This window comes from Ekhidna sp. (genome assembly GCF_040223195.1).
Classification (GTDB): domain Bacteria; phylum Bacteroidota; class Bacteroidia; order Cytophagales; family Cyclobacteriaceae; genus Ekhidna.
On record NZ_JAVKDX010000006.1, the window covers coordinates 16394 to 36024 of the forward strand.

18 protein-coding genes are annotated in these 19631 nt (G+C 44.8%); 11 read left to right on the forward strand and 7 right to left on the reverse strand.

Features of this window, described 5'->3' with window-relative positions:
- Nucleotides 1-2385, forward strand: coding sequence for a bifunctional UDP-N-acetylmuramoyl-tripeptide:D-alanyl-D-alanine ligase/alanine racemase (locus RLN88_RS01465; protein WP_350219591.1), 2385 nt, complete (start codon nt 1-3; stop codon nt 2383-2385).
- Here RLN88_RS01465 and RLN88_RS01470 read toward each other — a convergent pair whose 3' ends face one another.
- Nucleotides 2386-2514 carry a hypothetical protein gene (locus RLN88_RS01470; protein ID WP_350219592.1) on the reverse strand — a complete coding sequence of 43 codons (129 nt, stop codon included), beginning with the start codon at nt 2512-2514 and terminating at the stop codon, nt 2386-2388.
- Nucleotides 2515-2576: 62 nt separating this feature from the next.
- Between RLN88_RS01470 and RLN88_RS01475 the strand changes: the two genes are divergently transcribed.
- Both RLN88_RS01475 and purE read left to right on the forward strand, forming a co-directional pair.
- Nucleotides 2577-3719 carry a 5-(carboxyamino)imidazole ribonucleotide synthase gene (locus tag RLN88_RS01475; RefSeq protein WP_350219593.1) on the forward strand — a complete coding sequence of 381 codons (1143 nt, stop codon included), beginning with the start codon at nt 2577-2579 and terminating at the stop codon, nt 3717-3719.
- Nucleotides 3719-4207 carry a 5-(carboxyamino)imidazole ribonucleotide mutase gene (gene purE / locus RLN88_RS01480; protein ID WP_350219594.1) on the forward strand — a complete coding sequence of 163 codons (489 nt, stop codon included), beginning with the start codon at nt 3719-3721 and terminating at the stop codon, nt 4205-4207. Before RLN88_RS01475 ends, purE begins: the two co-directional genes overlap by 1 nt.
- Here purE and RLN88_RS01485 read toward each other — a convergent pair whose 3' ends face one another.
- The 4 genes from RLN88_RS01485 to RLN88_RS01500 all read right to left on the reverse strand — a co-directional run bounded on the left by RLN88_RS01485 (nt 4208) and on the right by RLN88_RS01500 (nt 9155).
- Nucleotides 4208-5194 (reverse strand): TerC family protein, encoded by a 987-nt coding sequence (locus RLN88_RS01485; RefSeq protein WP_350219595.1) that lies wholly within the window; start codon nt 5192-5194, stop codon nt 4208-4210. It lies immediately after the preceding gene.
- A gap of 104 nt (nt 5195-5298) precedes the next feature.
- On the reverse strand, nt 5299-6750 hold the full coding sequence (locus RLN88_RS01490) for a sodium:proton antiporter (protein WP_350219596.1): 1452 nt from the start codon (nt 6748-6750) through the stop codon (nt 5299-5301).
- A 97-nt stretch (nt 6751-6847) separates the two neighbouring features.
- Complete coding sequence (locus RLN88_RS01495) at nt 6848-8080, reverse strand: Glu/Leu/Phe/Val dehydrogenase dimerization domain-containing protein (protein WP_350219597.1); 1233 nt, start codon at nt 8078-8080, stop codon at nt 6848-6850.
- A 37-nt stretch (nt 8081-8117) separates the two neighbouring features.
- The gene (locus RLN88_RS01500) at nt 8118-9155 is read right to left on the reverse strand and encodes an anhydro-N-acetylmuramic acid kinase (protein ID WP_350219598.1); all 1038 of its coding nucleotides are present in this window, start codon (nt 9153-9155) and stop codon (nt 8118-8120) included.
- 27 nt (nt 9156-9182) lie between these two features.
- Here RLN88_RS01500 and RLN88_RS01505 point away from each other — a divergent pair, with 27 nt between their 5' ends.
- From RLN88_RS01505 to RLN88_RS01540, 8 genes are read left to right on the forward strand one after another with little or no spacing between them, the layout of a single operon-like run.
- Nucleotides 9183-9896, forward strand: a complete 714-nt coding sequence (locus RLN88_RS01505) for a type III pantothenate kinase (protein WP_350219599.1) — start codon at nt 9183-9185, stop codon at nt 9894-9896.
- A complete protein-coding gene (gene bamG, locus RLN88_RS01510) occupies nt 9893-11137 on the forward strand; it encodes a BamG family beta-barrel-assembly machinery protein (protein WP_350219600.1) in 1245 nt (414 codons plus the stop codon). Before RLN88_RS01505 ends, bamG begins: the two co-directional genes overlap by 4 nt.
- A gap of 13 nt (nt 11138-11150) precedes the next feature.
- Nucleotides 11151-12467 (forward strand): tetratricopeptide repeat protein, encoded by a 1317-nt coding sequence (locus RLN88_RS01515; RefSeq protein ID WP_350219601.1) that lies wholly within the window; start codon nt 11151-11153, stop codon nt 12465-12467.
- Entirely contained in the window at nt 12445-13089 is a 645-nt protein-coding gene (lptC, locus tag RLN88_RS01520; RefSeq protein WP_350219602.1) for an LPS export ABC transporter periplasmic protein LptC, read from the forward strand. Before RLN88_RS01515 ends, lptC begins: the two co-directional genes overlap by 23 nt.
- Nucleotides 13086-13310 (forward strand): hypothetical protein, encoded by a 225-nt coding sequence (locus tag RLN88_RS01525; protein WP_350219603.1) that lies wholly within the window; start codon nt 13086-13088, stop codon nt 13308-13310. Before lptC ends, RLN88_RS01525 begins: the two co-directional genes overlap by 4 nt.
- Nucleotides 13303-14586, forward strand: coding sequence for a hemolysin family protein (locus tag RLN88_RS01530; protein ID WP_350219604.1), 1284 nt, complete (start codon nt 13303-13305; stop codon nt 14584-14586). Before RLN88_RS01525 ends, RLN88_RS01530 begins: the two co-directional genes overlap by 8 nt.
- Nucleotides 14587-15591 carry a 1-acyl-sn-glycerol-3-phosphate acyltransferase gene (locus RLN88_RS01535; RefSeq protein ID WP_350219605.1) on the forward strand — a complete coding sequence of 335 codons (1005 nt, stop codon included), beginning with the start codon at nt 14587-14589 and terminating at the stop codon, nt 15589-15591.
- Complete coding sequence (locus RLN88_RS01540) at nt 15588-16043, forward strand: GNAT family N-acetyltransferase (RefSeq protein ID WP_350219606.1); 456 nt, start codon at nt 15588-15590, stop codon at nt 16041-16043. The genes RLN88_RS01535 and RLN88_RS01540 overlap by 4 nt, the downstream gene beginning before the upstream one ends.
- On the opposite strand, the gene RLN88_RS01545 is transcribed toward RLN88_RS01540, so the two are convergent.
- Together RLN88_RS01545 and RLN88_RS01550 are read right to left on the reverse strand one after the other, a co-directional pair.
- Nucleotides 16040-16954, reverse strand: a complete 915-nt coding sequence (locus tag RLN88_RS01545) for a toxin-antitoxin system YwqK family antitoxin (RefSeq protein ID WP_350219607.1) — start codon at nt 16952-16954, stop codon at nt 16040-16042. The genes RLN88_RS01540 and RLN88_RS01545 overlap by 4 nt on opposite strands.
- Nucleotides 16908-19472, reverse strand: coding sequence for a M14 family metallopeptidase (locus tag RLN88_RS01550; protein ID WP_350219608.1), 2565 nt, complete (start codon nt 19470-19472; stop codon nt 16908-16910). The genes RLN88_RS01545 and RLN88_RS01550 overlap by 47 nt, the downstream gene beginning before the upstream one ends.
- Nucleotides 19473-19631 lie beyond the last annotated feature (159 nt).

Sequence of the window (19631 nt, forward strand, 5' to 3'; positions counted from 1 at the left end):
ATGCTTTTTTCTCAGCTAGCCAAAATCACCGGAGGTCAAATTCATCTCAACCAAGATCTGGATGTCAGCCATTTTTCTGCCGACACACGCACCCTTTCCGGTCAGCCTTACGAAGTATTTGTGGCCATTAATGGGAAGAGAGATGGTCACGATTTTGCCCGAGCTGCCTCCGAAAGAGGGGTAAAAAATTTTATTCTTGAAAAAGATTTAGACCTTGGTGCTGCGAATAAGCTGGTGGCGGATGATTCACTTGCCGCTTTTCAGCAAATCGCCCGCTATCATCGGATAAAATTCAGTATACCCATCATAGGAATTACGGGCAGCAACGGAAAGACCACCGTGAAGGAGTGGCTATCTACTATTCTGTCTTCCAGGCATTTTGTAGTCAAAAGTCCAAAGAGTTATAACTCACAAATAGGCGTCCCCATTTCCCTGCTCGAAATCAGAGAAAACCATGAAATAGGTTTATTTGAGGCTGGAATTTCCCGCAGTGGCGAGATGAAGAAACTTCAGGAAATGATCCTGCCAACACACGGGATATTTACGAATCTTGGAGTAGCACACGATGACGGATTTGATTCGTCGGACCATAAACTTCGTGAAAAGTTGAACCTGTTTGTGGAATCAGGCAAGGTAGTTTGTCGCTGTGATCAGGAGCACTTCGCAACTATCAGTGAGGTGCTGAGGGATAAGATTATTGGCTGGAGTTTGAATGGAAAGGGCACCTATCAGGTTAGTTGGAAGGATGGATCCGTGCAGGTCAATAATGACAAGTTCAGCACCGACTTTCAAAGTGAAACCCTGCTCGAGAACCTGACACACGCCATTGTGATGGCATTGGAAATCGGACTTTCACGGGATCAAATCCAGGCCGGAATTGACCTGATAGAAGGTGTGCCTATGAGGCTGGAACTTAAGCGAGGAGTCAACGGATGTTACATTCTGGATGATAGCTACAACAATGATGAGGCTGGGCTCAAGGTAGCTTTGGATTATCTGGAATCGCATCGGCAAAATGAACGCCGGACGCTCATCCTTTCAGACATTTTACATTCGGGCAAAGGTGACAAAGAGCTTTATTCAGACGTATCCGCGCTTTTGCAAAACCGAAAGATCAGTCGGCTGGTAGGAGTGGGCAGCAGGATTTCAAATCATGCAAGCCTTTTCCCCATGGAGACGATCTTCTTCGATGACACGGAGGCGCTGCTGACCGATCTGCCTGAGTTTCGTGAGGAAATGGTGGTGGTGAAAGGTGCCCGAAACTTTGCCCTGGAGCGCGTAGTGCAGCGGCTTCAGGAGAAAAGCCATGGTACCGTTCTGGAAGTCAATTTCGAGTCACTGCAGCATAACCTGAATCAATATCGTGCCTTACTTAAGCCAACTACTAAACTGATGGTGATGGTGAAGGCCAATGCGTATGGTAGTGGGTTGCTGGAGGTGGCTAATTTTTTGCAGCACCAGCGTGTAGATATGCTTGGGGTGGCCTATGTAGATGAGGCGATCCAGCTAAGGAAGAATGGCGTATCGCTCCCGGTTATGATCATGAACCCTTACATAGAGAGTTTCGAGCAGTTTGAGCGGTATGACCTTCAGGCAGAAATCTTTAGCCTGACTCACCTAAAGCGAATGCTCAAGGACACCAAAAACCACCCGGGGGTTCATCTGAAAATTGATACCGGGATGCATCGATTAGGATTCTCAAAAAAGGATATACCAGCCTTGATCGAATTGCTGAAGCACAATCCCGGGCTGAAGGTTGAAGGAATTTTCACCCACTTTTCCAGTTCTGACATGGCGGATGAGGATGATTTTACTGTAAGCCAGGCTCACCTTTTCGAGGAGGCATACCGGCAGTTGACCGATGCATTGGGCTATCACCCAATCAAACATGCGTGCAACTCTCCGGCCATGGTTCGATGGCCACAATACCATTTCGATATGGTCAGGCTGGGTATTGGCCTGCACGGATTTGACCCTACGGGTCAGCTAAGCTTGCGGCATACTAGTGAGCTCAAAAGCACCATTTCTCAAATTCAGCATTTGGAAGCAGGGGATACTGTGGGCTATTCACGAAAGGGAAAAATCGATCGGGATAGCGAAATAGCGATCATCCCGATCGGCTATGAAGATGGCTACAGTCGCATCTTTGGTAATGGAAATGCCCGGGTTTCAATAAATGGAAAGCTATGCCCTACCATCGGGAATGTGTGTATGGATATGATCATGGTGGATGTGACGGGAGCCGGAGTGCAGGAAGGGGATCAGGTAATGATTTTTGGCGCCAATCCGGGTATTCAGGATTTGGCCAAATGGGCGAATACCATCCCATATGAGATTTTGACAAACGTGAGCAACCGCGTAAAAAGAGTTTTTATTTCTGAGTAACTAGCCCCCACACCCTAAAAACTTCTTGAAGTCCACTTCCTTAGGAAATCCGGGCTTTTTCTCTTCCGATACTTCCTCCTCTTCTTTTTCCTTTTGCTTTTTTCCCTTTTTAGTTTTTTTCTCGTCCATGATTAAGCGCATTCGTCCATAAATGTAAACCGTAAACTAGCAGCCAAGGTTATCTTTGCAGCATGTCCGCAAAAGATATTACAGACTTGAAGATTGGAGTATTGGGAGGAGGTCAGCTTGGCCGTATGATGATCCAGTCCGCCATCAATTATAACCTTGACATCTCCATATTAGATCCTGATGAGCACGCCCCTTGTGCTCATTTGGTGAAGGATTTTTCGGTTGGCAAGCTGACAGACGAAGAGCTGGTGTATCAATGGGGAAAGAAGTTTGACCTGATCACAATTGAGATTGAGAATGTGAGTGTGGAGGCACTAAAAAGGCTACAGGACGATGGAGTACAGGTGTTTCCTCAGCCGGAAATTGTTGAGTTGATTCAGGATAAGCGCAAGCAAAAGACATTTTACAAAGCCAATCGAATACCTACTTCGGATTTTGTGCTGACGGAAAATGCAGCCGATGTGGCGAAGTATGAAGACATACTCCCGGCGGTAAACAAGCTTGGCAAGGAAGGTTATGATGGTAGAGGCGTACAGATGATCCGTACGAAAACTGATTTAGAAAAGGCCTTCGATAAGCCGGGCCTGTTGGAAAAAATGGTGGACTTTGAGAAGGAGCTCAGTGTGGTTGTAGCAAGGAATAAGAATGGAGAAATGAAGTGCTTTCCGGTGGTGGAGCTGTCCTACCACCCGGAGCAAAACCTGGTAGAATTTCTGTTTGCTCCGGCGCAGATTACGGAAGAAATCGAGGAGAAGGCATATAATCTGGCCAGAAGCGTGATAGAACATCTGGATATGGTGGGGCTGCTGGCTGTGGAGATGTTTTTGACTAAGGAAGGTGAAATCCTCGTCAATGAAGTGGCTCCCCGTACACACAACTCTGGTCACCACACCATTGAAGCCAACAGGACCTCCCAGTTTGAACAGCACCTCCGTGCCATCCTGAATATGCCATTGGGCTCTACAGATCTGATCACTCCTGCCGCCATGGTAAACCTGCTGGGTGAGGATGGGTTTACGGGCAATGCACAGTATGAAGGAATGGAGGAATGCATGGGAATGAACGGAGTTTATGTGCATCTTTATGGCAAGAAATTAACCAAGCCTTTCCGAAAAATGGGTCACGTGACCATCACGGACGACTCGATAGAGGAACTGAAGATGAAGGCACGAAAGGTGAAAGACACACTAAAAGTAAAAGCATAATGGCACCCAAAGTAGGCATTATCATGGGGAGCAAGTCAGACCTCCCGATCATGCAGCAAGCAGCAGATATTCTTGAAGAATTAGGGGTCGAATTTGAGCTCACAATTGTTTCGGCGCACCGCACCCCACACCGGATGATGGAGTATGCAGAAGGGGCCAGGGAAAAAGGACTGCAGGTGATTATTGCTGGAGCGGGAGGTGCCGCCCATCTGCCTGGCATGGTCGCATCACTCACCACACTACCAGTGATTGGTGTACCGGTAAAATCCAGCAACTCAATCAATGGCTGGGACTCCATTCTATCTATTCTTCAAATGCCGGGGGGTATTCCTGTAGCTACTGTTGCATTGGATGGGGGCAAGAATGCAGGCATTCTTGCTGCGGAAATCGTAGGTGCAACAGATAAGAAAATTGCCGATAATCTTCAGAAATACAAAGACAACCTTAGGGATAAGGTGATGGAAACGGTAAAAGAAGTCGAGAAGTAATTACTCTTCAGAGGGCAGTTTCTCCTCTATGATTTCCTCAGGAGTCTCATCTTTTGGGAACATCAAAGAAAGCACAATAGCCAGCACAAGTGCGCCAATAATGATGCTAAAGGATAAGAATATTGGCACATGCAGGTCGATTATCTCTGCGAGCATTTTTGCCCCGATGAAGATGAGTACCACCGAAAGTCCTTTCTGAAGCAGATAGAATTTATCCAGCACATTTGCCAGCAGGAAGAACATCGCTCGAAGGCCCATCACTGCAAAAATGTTTGAGGTATAGATCACAAATTCATTTTGCGTGATTGCAAAGGCAGCAGGGATCGAATCCACTGCAAAGATTAAATCCGTAGACTCAATGAGGATGATAACCAGAAACAGAGGGGTGAACAAAAGCTTTCCATTTTCCCTCAACCAAAATTTGCCCCCTTTATCTTGCGTGCTCATAGGGAGGATCTTTTTAGCAGCCTTTAAAAGAGGATTTTTTTCTGGCTCCAGTTCCATGTCGTCATCTCCTCCAAAGAGCTTGATCCCAGAGTAAACAAGGAATACACCAAAAATGTAGAGTATCCAGTGAAACTCTGAGATCAATAGTGCGCCTACAAAAATGAAAACCGCTCGGAACACAATCGCTCCAAGAATGCCCCAGAAAAGGATGTTGTGATAGTATTCTTCTTTTACATTGAAATACCGCAGAATCAGCAGGATTACAAAAATATTGTCAACTGAGAGGGCCTTTTCGGTTACATAAGCAGAGAAAAACTCCAGTGTGGCTGCCGGTCCTTCTCCATAAAAATAAATGAGCATGCCGTAACCCACAGATACCAGTACCCAAAAAATAGATTGCTGAATTGCTTCTTTTTGAGAGACTTTATGATGCTTTTTGTGAAAGACACCCAAATCCACAATGAGGAACAGGACGATGATAACACCGAAGACTCCAAACAGAAGCCCTTCATTTTGTCCTGTAAATAAGTTTAAAAGCATCTTTTAGGCGATTATTAATAATTGGGCGCTACTCAAAGTAACTAATTCAGCGCAAATAAAGAAAATTTTATTCTATATAGGAATAGCACCATTTTTTCCAGGCATCAATGTCCCATGAAAAAGATGAGCCAAATGATGACCAAAACGGGAAGTAGAATAGGAATGGAATATCTTATGATATAAGAAAAAAACGAAGGCATCTTGATACCCACCTGCTCCGCAATGGACTTCACCATGAAGTTTGGCCCATTACCAATGTAAGTGAAAGCCCCGAAGAACACCGCACCCAAAGAAATAGCCATAAGATCCAGTAGCGAATCTTTGTATTCATTATTAGCAAATGCGATGACTTCCTGCATTTTATTTACATCGGCTCCCACGCTGGCCATGGATGCGGTAAGGAAATTCACATAAGTAGGTGCATTGTCCAGAAATCCACTCAGCACCCCTGTGCCCCAGTAAAGTGTGCTTGGGCGAATCAGTTTTTCTCCCTCGGGCGATTGGGCAAACTGGCTCACCAGCTCCAATGCAGGCATCATGGTGAAGAATATCCCGATGAAAAGGAAAGCCACTTCACGTATCGGTTCAAAGCTAAATTCATTGCCCTGCATAGCCTGTAGATCTGAAAACTGGTAAGATCCAAAAGCGGCCATTAGCATAATGATTTCCCTTAAATAGGAAAATTTCTGACCTTCGTATTCAATTCCGGGCACCCATTCGAAGACATTGGGATCAAGGAATACTGCCCCAACCACAATGGCCAGCCAGATGAAATTTTTCTTTCCTTTGAGATCAATCTTTCCGGTAGGTGGCTCTTCTTCCTCTTCATCCCCCCGCATAAGGGCATAATTGGTTTTGTTTCGAATATCGAAAAAGTAGAAAAAGGTGATAAGTAGGATACAAGCAATCGCCCATGGCACCAGATTGTGGATCAGCGTCCATTCAAAGGGAATACCTTTTAAGAATCCCAGGAATAATGGAGGGTCACCAATGGGAGTAAGAGAACCTCCCACATTGCTCACAATGAAAATGAAAAAGACGATATGGTAAGCTTTTATTCGATTTCTATTGAGCCGGATAAAAGGCCGGATGAGTAGCATGGAAGCTCCGGTAGTCCCGATAATGTTTGCAATCACTGCCCCAATGGCCAGGATGATAACGTTGGTGAGTGGGCGAGCCTCCTTGTCCACAATGATCAGAATACCTCCGGATGCAACAAAGAGCCCGGTGAGCAAGGCAATAAACTGAATATACTCCGCACCGGAATGAACGGGGCTGTGCATGTTTTCAAGTCCAAAGAGATAATATGTGCAGACAAGAAAGGCCAGAATGATCGATATGACAGGGTAGCTCTTGTGCCAAAAATGCGGATAGAAGAGCGGCCCGGTGGCGATCATTACCAACAAGAGTACGAATGGAAACACACTCCATATGGCCGGCTTGGCTGATGAGCGATGATCGTCCCCTTCAGCATCATGACTTATGGTTTGGTGGGTTTCCTGTTGCTCTTGAATAGGAGAATGGTCGCCGGCATGAGCCACCAAGATTACGGTCATTAATAAAATGGCAACAAGAATTCTCCCGATCATGCTTAGGCGTTACTGATTAATACTAAAGTTATCATTAGCGCAGACAAAAACAAACCTATCAAAATCAAACAAGCTTATTTAACGAAATGGTAAAGGCGGTTTCAGCAAGGTTTACACGGGTGCTGTTTTCCTTATGTACTGCCCGCAGTGCGCTTCCGATGGTACGCGAGCAGTCATTGAAAATGTCTGCATCTGTAAGTACATCATCATTGTCGGGATTCATCAGGAAAGCAAAGGTTCGGGCCATGCCACAGTTGGCGATGAAGTCAGGTAGAAGCGAAACCTTCCTGTCCACAAACTCCGCAATGGGCCCGTAGAAGATTTCAGTATCGTTGAATGGTACATTTGCACCGCATGACACCACCTCCAGCTCATTGCTGATCATGGCTTCTGCTTGCTCTTTTGAAACCAACCTTGATGCCGCTGCAGGGATAAATATTTCAGCTCCCATCGACCAGATTTCTTCATTCACCTTTTCAAAAGGGATGAGATTTTCAGCCACCAGTTTGTTGCCGTCTTTATCATGGAAAAATCTCTTGATATCATCCAGGGTGAAGCCGTCCGGATTCATGAGTCCCCCTACACGATCGATAATCCCCACGATCTTCACACCGTATTTGGAAAGGTACAGGGCGGCAGTAGAGCCCACATTTCCCCAGCCCTGAATGATTGCCCGTTTCTCGCCTATGTTTCCTCCCCAGATTTGGTAGTAGTGACGAACAGCCTCTGCAACTCCATATCCGGTAATCATATCGGCCACTACATATTTTTTCGGTGAGTTTGGTATATACTCCTGATCTTCCAGCACTTTTGAGACCCCATGCCTGAGGCGCCCCAGCATATGGATTTTGGTAGGTTTTCGTGGATTGTAATGACCATTCACAATTCCTTCCTGGGGATGCCATAATCCAAAATCTTCTGTGATCGGAATCACTTCATGAATTTCATCCACGTTGAGGTCGCCACCAGTGCCGTAGTAATTTTTGAGAAGTGGATAAACGGCATGATACCATCGCTTTAGTACTCCTTCTTTTCTTGGGTCATTTGGATCAAAATTGATTCCAGATTTTGCACCGCCAATTTGTGGCCCGGAAACGGTGAATTTGATCTCCATGGTTTTCGCCAGCGATTCTACTTCTCTCTTATCCAGCCCCACCCTCATTCGGGTACCACCACCAGCAGCTCCACCGCGCAGGGAGTTTATCACCACCCATCCTTCGGCTTCCGTTTCCGCATCAGACCATTCAAAAACGATTTCAGGTTTCTTATTTTCAAATTTTTTAAGGAGTTCTTTCATGGGGTACTATGTGTTTTTGAGGGCGCAAATCTAATAATTAAGGGAGATGAATCACACCCGAGCTGCTGTCTTTGGACGCCCCGGTCACAGAGGCGAGGACATTGATTTCATTTCTAAAGCATTTGAGTGCTAAAAATGCAAATATCAAAGATTCCTTGAAATCGACCAGTTGACTATCTGGCACCACCACCTCCCAGTTGTTCAACTTGCTCCTGATAACCTCGATGAGAAAATCATTATGAGCCCCTCCACCTGTCACAAGCATGCGTCCATGCTTATTTATTAGGCTTTTTGAAATTTGATCTGCGATGAACTGAATGTATGTTCTCAGTCCATCAGTGGGGTTCGTATCATCAAGGATAGCTGAGGGAATAAAATTGTTGGGGAGTGATTTTGGGGGTTTTAGAGAGAAGTATGGAAGGTCTGACAGACTCTCGTAAAAACTTTTGTGCAGATTACCTGTTCGTGCCAGATTGCCGCCTTCATCATAAGGTTTTCCAAGCTTGATGGCGAAATAATTGAGCACCTGATTGCAGGGACAGATATCCCATGCAGTTTGACTGGACTGTAGGGAGATGTTGGCAATTCCTCCAAGATTCAGACAAGCATCAAAACCTCTGTAAAGCTGAAAGTCCCCGAAAGGGACGAGGGGCGCGCCCTGCCCGCCTAATTGAATATCAAGGGTTCTGAAATCTGTGACAACAGGTATTTGGCTGATCTTTGAAATAACCTCCCCACTTCCCAGCTGCCAACTGATCCCATCCTGCGGACGGTGGAGGACCGTATGTCCATGCACTCCGGCCAGGTCAACCCCTGCATTATCTTTTTTGAACAGATTGATTTGTTCCGCTATCCATTTCCCGAAAACATCATCCAATTGCAGTTGTATCTCCTTTTCATCATCTGGTGAAGCTTTTAGCTGTTGAAAGAGCTCTTTTTCATAAGGTACGGTCTGCGCTTTTTGGATTTTATATAGCCAGGAGTCCTCTCTCAAGGAAAAATCTACCAATGCGATATCTAAACCATCCATTGAGGATCCAGCCATCACACCTATCACTGAATAACTTGTTTTCATTTCCTTTGCTGCTTTATATTCCGCCAAATGAGCGAAAAGTTAGAGGTAATACTGGTAGACATAGGCAATTCTTCTGTGAAAACTACAGAGGTAAGTCAAGGCATATTTCGCGAAGAAATGGTTTGGGGCTCATTTCAGGAGGTCGCCAAAAAATATGGCAAAGTCCCGATGATGATTTCATCCGTCAGAAAAATAGATGCGAACCAACTAAGGGATTTGGATGCGAAAGTCCTTACGTACCAAACTCTAATGCCTATTACGCTTGATTATGAAACGCCGGAGACCCTGGGGGCAGACCGGATTGCAGCAGCGGCAGGAGCCAATGAGATGTTTCCTGATCAGGATAATTTGATCGTAGATATGGGTACATGCATGACTATTGACCTGATAGATAGATCCGGGACTTTTCGTGGGGGGATTATTTCTCCTGGCTTAAAAATGCGCATGAAATCCATGTCCCATTTCACGGATCAGCTGCCGGATATTTCCAATGAATGGAAGAAAATCAATTCTGTAGAGCTGGGAAAAAGTACAAAGGAGTGTCTTCTTAGTGGGTCTTATTGGGGGATGATCCATGAAATAAACGGGGTGATGAGTGCAATGAGCAGAAATTTCACAAGTCTTAACACGATAATCACAGGAGGGGACGCACATTTTTTTGAATCCAAATTAAAAGCTCACATCTTTGCTGGCTCAAAAATTGTGCAGAAGGGTCTATATCGAATTTGGAAGTATCAATGAAAAGGATTTTAGCAGGGGTTGCCTGTTTTTTTGTTTTAGGGCATATCGTCCTGGCACAGTCAATATACTCATTTCAAGGGCTGGGCAGTCTCAACCATCAGGGCATGCCCAATAATTTCGCCATGGGTGAGGTAGGGATAGGCACTCCCTCCGTGTGGCACATCAACACACAAAACCCGGCTAATCTTGTCTATAACAATTTCAGCACGTTTCAGGTTGGTCTTGAAGTGGATAGACGTAAGTTTTCAGGCGATGATGTTTCGGGATCTGATACCGGTGGAGGGCTGAGATTTTTGGCGTATGCATTCCCAATCATGCCAGGAAAATGGTCTTCATCTTTCGGTGTGCTCCCTTACAGTTCAGTGAGTTATAATACGTTTTCAAGTGGTGAGATTCCGGGAACTGACGGTGACGTTTCACAAATTTCAGACAACAGGGGTGAGGGAGGCCTTACGAATTTTTTCTGGTCAAATGGATTTATGATCAAGAACAAATTTTTGGTGGGGCTCAGGATCAATTACACTTTCGGATCCATTGAGAAGAAAACAACTATTTCAATAGGAGGAACAGATGTCCCATTGAGTAATGTCACATACGAGGAATTAGAATCGTATTCAGATTTGAATGTTTTATTTGGCGCTGGATACAAGCACAAAATTAGCGACGGAAGGTACATAAACTTTGGAGCTATATATTCACCAAAAAGCTCATTGAATGGCACTTCAGAGCTTTTCTTGATACGATTGACAAACACAGGGGGTGAAATTGAGACAGTTCCTGTAGGGGAAAGCAGTCTTCAGTTTGATTTACCTCAGCTTTTTGGTTTAGGTGCCTCGTACGAAAGAGCGAATCTCTATAAAATAGGATTTGACCTTGAAACACAGCGATGGAGTAAGGCTGGGGAGGTCGCTCAGAGATACAATAACTCTCTCAAAGTGGCACTTGGTATGGAATGGACTCCTGATTATGATAACGTAAGTTCATACTTCAAGAGAATAAAATATTCAGCAGGATTTAATTATTACAAACTTCCATATATCGTAAATGATCAGGCTCTTACTGATTTTGGTATTAATTTTGGTGCCTCTTTACCGGTTAGTGGATTTTCGAGCTTGGATTTAGCCTTCAAATGGGGCCAGTTGGGGGAATCTTCAAATGGATTAATTAAGGAAACTTATTATAAGATTGTTATAGGTGCAACCATCAACGACAGATGGTTCATAAAACGAAAATATGATTAGCAAAAAGTGAGATATGAAGATCAATATTAAAATACTAGGAGTAGCTTTTTTCCTCTTGCTATCACTTGTCTCAAATGCTCAGGACGGATGGAATTGGGGAGATCAGGTAGATAAAGCAAAGGAGAAAAACGTGCTCTATACTGATGCACTTAAGGCAAATAATTATAAACTAGCTGCTGAACACCTTACCTGGCTTTTGGAAAACACTCCCGATCTAAACCCGTCCATCTATATCAATGGAGTAAAGATTTATGAAGGGCTGGCAGAGCAGGAAAAGGATGCTGTGAAGAAGGATGAGTATATTCAAAAGGGTCTTCAACTTCATGATACCCGTATTAAATATTACCCTGAAGACAAGTCGGATATAGTAGAGAGAAAGGCAATTTATGCCTACAGCTATTATAAAAAGGAGAGCGACCAATATTTTTCTGTACTTGAGATCTTTCAAAAAGCTTTTGATCTAAACGGAGCTAAAATGAATCGTGGTGCTCTGGTAGCCTACATGGACATGGTCTATAAGAATTATCTCTATAAAAAGCTGACTGACGAGCAGGTAATTGATACCTACTCACAAATTTCTGAGGCACTGGATGAGCAGCGAAAAAATGCCAGCGACTCAGAAAGAGATAAAGTGGATAGCTCGGCGGATTTGGTAGATCGTCTGTTGACAGCCACTAAGGTGGAAATCAGCTGCGATTTCGTAGAAGAAAGGCTTGGCCCTAAGCTGGATCAGGGGAATGATGTAAACATGGCCAAGCAGATATTTAGATTGATGCTAAAAGGAAAGTGTCTGGAGAGCCCACTAGCTATGAAAGCTGCAAGCATTATTCAGAATGATGAGCCGACCTTTGGTGTGGCCAAATTCCTGGCCCAGAAAAATGCCCAGGATGGCAATGACGATAAAGCAATTGAATACTTTCAGGAGGCAGCAGGCCTTACTGATGATAACTCTGAAAAAGCCGATATGTATGTGAGCATTGCTCGCCTTCAAATGAAAAATGGACAAAAACCCACAGCAAGAAATAGCGCCAGAAGGGCACTTTCGTTTGATCCTTCATTTAAGGATGCTTATGAGTTGATTGGGGATTTGTACATGAGCAGTTTCAATGATTGCAAGCAAGAGCAAAGTCAGGTGCAAGATCGTGCAGTTTTCATTGCAGCATATAATGAATACCAGAAGGCAGGCAATAGCTCCCGAATGGCTGCAGCCAAAGCACAATTTCCTTCCATTGAAGACATCTTTAATGAAGGTAAGGAAGAAGGTCAATCAATCACGGTTGGATGTTGGATAAACGTAACAGTATCCCTTGAGCGAAGACCTGCGAATTAATATCACTACTAAAAAAAATACCATTGCGGCCTGGAAGAGTCTTTCCGGCCGCTTTTTGGTTTTAGGCCTTTGGCTGATTTTGCTTGCTTGCAATCAGCGCAAGGATTTAGTGGATGCTCCTTTGTATGAGGGGCCTCTTTCCTCCATGGATAGCGCCATTACCCTCCTCAGCGATTCCGGGATTGTCGTGATGCAAATGAACGCTAACCGACAGAATAATTTTGAGAACGGTGATCGCGAATGGCCTGAGGGGCTCTATATCGAATGGTATAACCGAAGGGGTCAGGTGACAAGCTATTTCAGGGCCAACTATGTCTATTTCACCAAGTCCGAAAACCTTTATAGAGCAGAAGGCAATGTAGTTATAAAGAGCAATGCAAAGAACGATGAGTTAAATACTGAGGAGCTTTTCTGGGATCAGGCGGAGGAAAAATTCTATACCGATAAGTTCGTGACCATTAATTCAGATGGTGAAGTTCATACCGGTGAAGGTATGGAGTCAAATCAGGATTTTACGGAATATAGAATCTTAAAACCTAGCGGGACGTTTAGGCTGGAGGATGATCCGGGGAATCCTTCTGAAACCGATATTTTGATCAAACCTACACCTCAGCGTCAATGAGATTATTTGATGTCATCCTCTTTGTTTTGGTTTTTGTTACCTTCATTGTTGGTATCGATCAGGCAATGGTGGTTGGGATAGCAGAATCCTACTGGATTTTTATGTTTAGCCTGGCTCTCCTATTTTTATATGGGTATCGTAAGGGCCAGCGGCAGGCCCGAGAGAAGGAGAAATCAAAAACCTCCAACAACCAAAAGAAAAAGAAGCGAAAGCATGGATGACCCATTTCCCTATTTGATTATACTGATTTGCTTGCTGTTTTCGGCATTCTTTTCCGGCATGGAAATCGCTTTTGTTTCTGCGGATAAGCTGCACATTGAAGTACTCCGAAAGAAAGGCAATTTCCCGGGCAGGGTACTTGCACTTTTTACCAATAATCAGTCCCAATTTCTGGCCACCATGCTGGTGGGAAACAATATCGCCCTGGTGCTGTACGGAATCTTCATGGCGGGATTGCTGGAGCCGGCAATAGTGTCGCTGCTCCCTGCAAGTTTCTCGTCAGATGCGATTGTTCTGGTTATCCAGTCGCTTCTTTCTACTGCTTTGGTTTTGCTCACAGCTGAGTTTTTGCCAAAGAGCCTGTTTCTGATCAACCCGGATTTCTCACTCCGATTATTCGCCATCCCCATGGGAATTGTATTCCTTTTGATGTATCCGGCAGTGTTTCTGGTAGTAAAATTGTCAGCCTTTTTTATCTGGCTCTTCGGATATAAGCTCTCTGATGAGAAACCTGTTTTTGGACTTACCGACCTGAACAACTACATCAAAAACAACATCCTGAATATCAAGCATAAAGAGGAGGCTGAAATTGATGCAAAGATTTTCAATAATGCCATCGAGTTCAAAACGATCAAAGTAAGGGAGTGCATGATCCCTCGCACGGAGATTGTGGCTGTGGACGTAAATGACCCTATCGAAGAGCTGAGGAAACTTTTTGTGGAAAGTGGCCACTCCAAAATCATCGTCTATAAGGAATCTATTGATGATGTAATCGGGTATTGTCATGCTTTGGAGCTCTTTAAAAAGCCCAGTCACATTAAAAGCATATTAACGGATATCCCCATCGTGCCAGAGACGATGCTGGTCAATGAGCTCCTGATACAGTTTATCACAGATCGGAAGAGCCTTGCCCTGGTGGTGGATGAATATGGAGGCACCTCAGGGCTGGTAAGTATCGAAGATGTGATTGAGGAAATATTCGGAGATATCAGGGATGAGCACGATGATGAATATCTCACCGAACAGCAGCTGGATGAATTCAATTTCATTTTTAGTGCCAGACACGAAATTGATTACCTCAACGATCGCTATGAGCTCTCGCTACCTGAAGGGGAATATGACACCCTCGGCGGACTGATTTTTGCGTATCATGAAGACATCCCCGAAGTAAATGAAGTCATAGAAATACCTCCGTTTATCATCACCATTTTCACTATGGAAGAGAACAGGATTGACAAAGTGAAGTTGACCCTTATCAACAAAGAAGAGCTTGTTTAGATGACTCCCTTTTATGCTTTTTTTAGGGCCTTAATTAAGTTTTCACTTCGTTTATACTTTAAAAAAATTCGCATTGAAGGGCTGGAAAATATTCCACGAAACACTCCGCTACTCATTACCCCCAACCATCAGAATGCCCTGATCGACCCACTGCTGGTAGGAGCATTTACACCAATCCCCATCCACTATCTCACTCGATCTGATGTGTTCAAATGGTGGCTGAAGCCGCTTCTGAAAAGAGTGAATATGATGCCTATTTATCGAATAAGGGATGGGTATGGCAAGCTTTCACTCAACGATGCAGTATTTTCCAATTGTTTTAAAGTGTTCCAAAACAATGAATCTGTTTTGATTTTTGCCGAAGGAAATCACGGAAAGGAATACTATCTGCGACCTCTCACGAAAGGGGCGGCACGCCTGGCCTTGCAGTCGCAATTGAAACTTGATCAGGATTTGATGGTGCTACCGGTTGGGTTGAATTTCTTTGACCACCAGCGGCCACAATCGGTCGTCTTGATGCGATTTGGGAAGCCAGTTTCTGTGCGGGACTATGTAAGTGCCTACGACGAAAATCCTGCGAGAGGCCTTATCAGCATGCGAGACGCGATAAGCGATGCAATGAAGGAGACGCTGGTCATACCTGATGAAACAGAGGACTATGCCCAGCGGAAGGCGGGCATTTTTCAGCAAAAACATCAAGATCTATCCTTTGATCAACTAAAAGAGTTGAATGTTGCTGGCAGCCAAATTGATAAAAGAAAAAGGTCAGCTCACCTGCTGGCAAAGTTCCTTAATCCCATTCCCTATTTGATCATTTATTTTTTTTTGAGAAGGGAAAAGGATGTAGTGTTTCACTCCACCCTGAAATTTGGTGTCGGTCTTTTTGCATTCCCTTTTTGGTGGGCGATGGTCTTTTTGATTTTTTCTTTTACCGTGGGGGTGAAAATTGCGTTATTAGCTGTTATAGTAATGATCCTGGGATTATTCTTTAGCTATCAGCGATGATCGAGATTGTCAACTACCAACCTGACCATGCACAGGCGTTCAAGGAACTCAACGAAGCATGGATCAACCAATACTTTGAAATGGAGGATTCTGATCGCAAAATGCTTGGGGATCCTCAGGGGTATATCCTGGACAAAGGAGGGGCGATACTCATTGCCACCATGGACGGGAAGCCGGTGGGCACCTGCGCGCTGATCAAAAAGGAAGAAGGTGTATTTGAGTTGGCCAAGATGGCGGTTTCCCCGGAGGCACAGGGACAAAAGATCGGGTGGAAGATGGGTGTAGCCACATTGGAAAAGGCCAGGGAGATGCGTGCCAGCAAGGTTTATTTGGAGACAAATAGTGTTTTGACTCCTGCCATTAATCTTTACAAAAAGCTAGGCTTTAAGGATACCGAAGGGTATTGTTCGCCCTATGCCCGCTGCAATGTGCAGATGGAAATCACGCTCTAATTCCGTCCTTTGAGAAACTTAGCCCGATCATAAATCAACACTCCCTTGTCATCCCATTCCCTGGAGATGTAGGGGTTGAATTTGAAATCAAAAGGATCGTCCGGGTAGATCACCTCCCTTTTCACACGACCCCCGTCGTAGTATTCCCTCCACAATCCCACCTTGTGGCCAAACTTGTACTCACCTCTCACCGCTAGCGAGCCATCTTCGTGAAACGCCCAGTACTCACCGTTTTTCTCACCAAAGTGGATGGGGATTACTTCTCTCAGTCTGGTTTTTTTGAAATCATAATATGCCAACCTGGACTCCTGTGGCCAGCCTTTCCACCAGTAGTTTTTGTCTTGCAGGATGTCATGACGGTTGAATCGAACCCACCGCCGATGCTTCATTCCCTTGTAGTACCACCCTTCTTCTACCACTTGCTCACCCAGCATTTTTTTGTATGGACCATGCAGCACTCCGGCATTTTTCTTATCCACCTTTAGGGAGTTCATGATCTTCTTTTTCTTGTAGTCAAACCAATAAAAATCAGCGGCGTACTCAGGTGGCCCCTCGTATTCTTTTAGCACGTTGAAGATTTCGAACACCACGTCATTGCCAAACCCGGTTCGGGTAAAGGCCTTTCGGGTTTTGATGCCAAAGTAGACATTGCGCTTTTTCTTTTTCTTCTTCTCTTTGACGGGCCCCACTTCACCATCTCCTTCTTTTTCCTCTTCCAGATCCAATGTGAGGGGAGTGTCATAGTTTACCTTGAAGAGGTCTTCAAGAGACTCTCCGTCTTGAGAAAAAACAGAAAGCCCCATGAAAATGAGGCTCAATGTCAATATTGGTTTTAGCTGAATTTTCATCCAGTAGTTTTTTCTTTTATTCTCCGGCACCCCGGCTGATCGACTCTCCAAAAAACAACGCATTCATAAAGATTTTATTGGTGCCATACCAGAATGCCCTGAAGTTTGGATTGTCCGCTAATGTAATCACTTTCCCCCGACCTACATTAGAAACTGTGACAGCCGCAGAATTTTTGAACCGCTCCAGATTCTCTTCCGAGACATACCCCGATATCAAAGGATTCTCTGTGTACACGAATGGATTGGCGTAGGCATTCTTAGATTTTTCCATCACCAGGTTGTGGTTTCGGAATAGCGGCATCCGGTCGCTCTCCATACCATAGGCCAGTGGGTGGGTCAGGTCAACCTTGGCCTCAAAGATGGAACCTCCTGTTACCTGGGCTCCCTGATCTTCTTCCAGATTTTCATAGGTTCTAAAGGCATCCTCTTCTTCCTTATCTTCTTCGTCTTCTTTCGCATATTTCACCCCGGTTATTTCCGCATCCGCCAGCCACTTTCCACCATTTTTCCAGGCAATCACAATGCCTCCCTGTGAAATCCACTCTTTCAGGCTTTTCTTTTGTCCATCACTGAGCGATCCCCACATGTGAGGAATGATGATGCGATTATATCTGGAAAGATCGCGGCTCAGGCGATCTACCGGCAGCTTGGTCACTTTCATTTGATATCGCTGATCGAGCAGGTGCCACACCTCACCGGCTTCATAGCTGCTCACTCCGCCCTCTACCAATACAGCAACCTTTGGTTCTTTCATGGTGGTGTTGCTGCGGCTACCCAGGTCCACCCCGGTTTTGGCCAGGCCTGTATTCAGTGCATAGACATTCACCCCATCTTCTTTCACGATCTTATCAATTGTTTGCTCTATCCATGCTCGCTTATTTTCTTGCACACCCACAGGAATCACCATGGTGCCGCGAGGCAGGGTTCTGTTGCCATCGCTATGTGTTTCGTGCAGCATTTGCACCACTACTTTTTTTGTCAATAGCCGGTTGATTGCACGGAATGATAGGTAGCCATAAGGTTCAATGGCGTAGGCATAGGCGCCTTTTTCGCCGATCAGTTCCCCGATAGGCATGGTTGCATAGTCAAGTTTTTCACCAAGCATGCTTATGTTAAAATCTTTGCTCCCCAGCTCGGCATACGGAAGATTAAAAGCCAGCGGCATAGTCCAGGTAGAAACATCATAAAAAAGACTGTCTTCGAAGATGGTGCGGGTTTCAAAGATTGCCTTCGCAAGACGGTATTGCTTCTGGTTCATCGGGACTATGAAGGCATTGTCTTTTTGAAATGACTTTCCGTTTTTGCTTAAGTCCCTGTTTAGCGGATAAACTTCAATTTCATGCTGAACAAGCATGTTGGCAAGCTCATAATTTCGATAAGCGTCTTTGGTGGAGCCGAAGACATACGCCTTCACTGCGTCTCTGGAGGCAAGGTTAGATGCACCCTGGTAAAACTCCCGCTGATAATCCAGAAACTCTTTGCGGTGCGCTATGCCTGATGCGAGTGTGGAAAGCGAAGTGGTGAAGTGATTTCTTACTGCCATGGGGAAGGTCAAAATACCAAAATCATTTTCCTGGGCATGCCCTCTTGAGCTGGCCTGCTCAAACAGTATGCCTACACTTCCATTCACATCCGGATAGGTCGATCCTTTTCCAATATAGAAATCATCAAAGCTTTCTTCACTGTAATAGAGCGAACCAATTTCATCCAAGTACCTGGCATGGAAAGCTGCCATTTTGTGTGTTAGATCCACGTTTTTATCTGGGGTCCACGGGAATTTTCGTGAAGGAATTCCCGGCTGGAAAAAGAAGGTCGAGTTTGTTCCCATCTCATGATGGTCGGTTAGGATATTTGGCTTCCATTCATGAAATCGAGCAATTCTGGCCCGTGATTCCGGGTGAGCTAGCGGCAACCAGTCTCTATTCAGGTCAAACCAGTAGTGGTTGGTACGACCACCGGGCCAGGCTTCATCATATTCTCTATCATTTGGATCTGGATTGATGATGTCTGCGCGGTGCATGTTTACCCAAGTAGAAAAACGATGCAGCCCGTCGGGATTGTAAGATGGATCAAGAATGATGATGGAATTTTCAAGCATCTCGTCGATTTCTGCTCCGATCGCGGCAGCCAGATAGTAGGCGGTGATCAATGACGCATTAGATCCACTCGCTTCATTTCCATGGATAGAATAACCAAGCCACATTACTATCGGCATATCATCGGTATTCATTGAACCGGAAGAGGATGGATCTGTCAATTTTTTGTGATCAGCTTTGATCTGGTCCAGATTGGCAAGATTAACTGGGGAGCTCACCGTCAGCTGCACCAAAGGACGACCTTCATACGTTCGGCCAATTTCTTGCATGATCATACGGTCAGAAGCTTCAGAAACTTCCCGCATGTAATAAAGTAGTTGATCATGGCTCACGTGCCACTCTCCCGGGTGATAGCCCAGCACTTCGTAGGGAGTGGGGATGTCCGGATTGTAAGAAAGGCCTTCAGGGAGGTAATAAGTCATATCAACCTGTGCAAAAGACCAAAAGGATAGAATGGTTAATAGTAAGGTGAGGTTCTTCTTCATATCTTGGATTTTTTAGGATCACTAAATCTAAGAAAATGAACAGGGAGATGAAAGGAAGGTTTGATGGGTGGTTATGGAAACAAAAAACCCACTCAACCGGGTGGATTTTTTCAATGTCATGTTGAGCTTGTCGAAACATAGACATGGTGTCTTCTAGGA

Bases quoted from the DNA above. Each gene is read 5' to 3' on its own strand.
- RLN88_RS01465 (WP_350219591.1), top strand. From the start codon at position 1: ATGCTTTTTTCTCAGCTAGCCAAAATCACCGGAGGTCAAATTCATCTC.
- RLN88_RS01470 (WP_350219592.1), bottom strand. From the start codon at position 2,514: ATGGACGAGAAAAAAACTAAAAAGGGAAAAAAGCAAAAGGAAAAAGAA.
- RLN88_RS01475 (WP_350219593.1), top strand. From the start codon at position 2,577: ATGTCCGCAAAAGATATTACAGACTTGAAGATTGGAGTATTGGGAGGA.
- purE (WP_350219594.1), top strand. From the start codon at position 3,719: ATGGCACCCAAAGTAGGCATTATCATGGGGAGCAAGTCAGACCTCCCG.
- RLN88_RS01485 (WP_350219595.1), bottom strand. From the start codon at position 5,194: ATGCTTTTAAACTTATTTACAGGACAAAATGAAGGGCTTCTGTTTGGA.
- RLN88_RS01490 (WP_350219596.1), bottom strand. From the start codon at position 6,750: ATGACCGTAATCTTGGTGGCTCATGCCGGCGACCATTCTCCTATTCAA.
- RLN88_RS01495 (WP_350219597.1), bottom strand. From the start codon at position 8,080: ATGAAAGAACTCCTTAAAAAATTTGAAAATAAGAAACCTGAAATCGTT.
- RLN88_RS01500 (WP_350219598.1), bottom strand. From the start codon at position 9,155: ATGAAAACAAGTTATTCAGTGATAGGTGTGATGGCTGGATCCTCAATG.
- RLN88_RS01505 (WP_350219599.1), top strand. From the start codon at position 9,183: ATGAGCGAAAAGTTAGAGGTAATACTGGTAGACATAGGCAATTCTTCT.
- bamG (WP_350219600.1), top strand. From the start codon at position 9,893: ATGAAAAGGATTTTAGCAGGGGTTGCCTGTTTTTTTGTTTTAGGGCAT.
- RLN88_RS01515 (WP_350219601.1), top strand. From the start codon at position 11,151: ATGAAGATCAATATTAAAATACTAGGAGTAGCTTTTTTCCTCTTGCTA.
- RLN88_RS01525 (WP_350219603.1), top strand. From the start codon at position 13,086: ATGAGATTATTTGATGTCATCCTCTTTGTTTTGGTTTTTGTTACCTTC.
- RLN88_RS01530 (WP_350219604.1), top strand. From the start codon at position 13,303: ATGGATGACCCATTTCCCTATTTGATTATACTGATTTGCTTGCTGTTT.
- RLN88_RS01535 (WP_350219605.1), top strand. From the start codon at position 14,587: ATGACTCCCTTTTATGCTTTTTTTAGGGCCTTAATTAAGTTTTCACTT.
- RLN88_RS01540 (WP_350219606.1), top strand. From the start codon at position 15,588: ATGATCGAGATTGTCAACTACCAACCTGACCATGCACAGGCGTTCAAG.
- RLN88_RS01545 (WP_350219607.1), bottom strand. From the start codon at position 16,954: ATGCGTTGTTTTTTGGAGAGTCGATCAGCCGGGGTGCCGGAGAATAAA.
- RLN88_RS01550 (WP_350219608.1), bottom strand. From the start codon at position 19,472: ATGAAGAAGAACCTCACCTTACTATTAACCATTCTATCCTTTTGGTCT.